Annotated in this window: 1 protein-coding gene; it reads right to left on the minus strand. The window is 70.4% G+C overall.

The window, feature by feature from the left end; genetic code table 11:
- The coding region (locus tag FV242_RS34035; RefSeq protein ID WP_147942048.1) for an ATP-dependent RecD-like DNA helicase at positions 1–710 on the minus strand (710 nt) is incomplete at both ends.

Genomic DNA, 710 nt, shown 5'->3' on the forward strand with positions numbered 1-710 from the left:
ACGAGGAGCAGTGCGGCGTGCTCCGGCACCGCCTTGGTCAGGGCATTCATCAGCGGCACGTCGACCATCGAGGTCTCGTCGATCACCAGCAGGTCGCAGGCGAGCGGATTGTCCTCGTTGCGCGAGAAGCCGCCGTGCTTCGGGTCGATCTCCAGCAGGCGGTGGATCGTCTTGGCCTCGAGCCCGGTCTGCTCGGTCATGCGCTTGGCCGCCCGGCCGGTCGGGGCGGCAAGCAGCACCTGCACGCCCTTCGCCCGCAGAATGCGCAGGATCGTGTCGAGGGTCGAGGTCTTGCCCACGCCCGGACCGCCGGTGATCACCGCGAGCTTGGCGCCGAGCACCCGCCGCACGGCTTCCCCTTGCGAGGGCGAGAGCGTCTTGCCGGTCTTGTCCTGGACCCAGGGCAGAGCCCGGGCGAGGTCGATCTCGGGCCAGGGCGGTGTGCCCTTCGTTCGGCGGAGCAGCCGCTCGGCGATCATCCGCTCGGCGGCGTGCAGCCCGGCCAGGAAGATGCACGCCTTGTCGCCGAGGATGTCCTGCACGACCTCGCCGGTCTCCAGCACGTCGAGCAACGCCGAGCGGATCAGCGCCGCCTCGACGCCGAGGAGGTCGCTCGCGAGCTTGATCAGTTCCACCACAGGGAGCGCGCAGTGTCCGCCGTCGGTCGCCGTCTGCAGGGCAAACGAGATGCCCGCGCGCAGCCGCTGCGG

Origin of the sequence: Methylobacterium sp. WL64 (genome assembly GCF_008039945.1) — a bacterium.
Classification (GTDB): Bacteria; Pseudomonadota; Alphaproteobacteria; order Rhizobiales; family Beijerinckiaceae; genus Methylobacterium.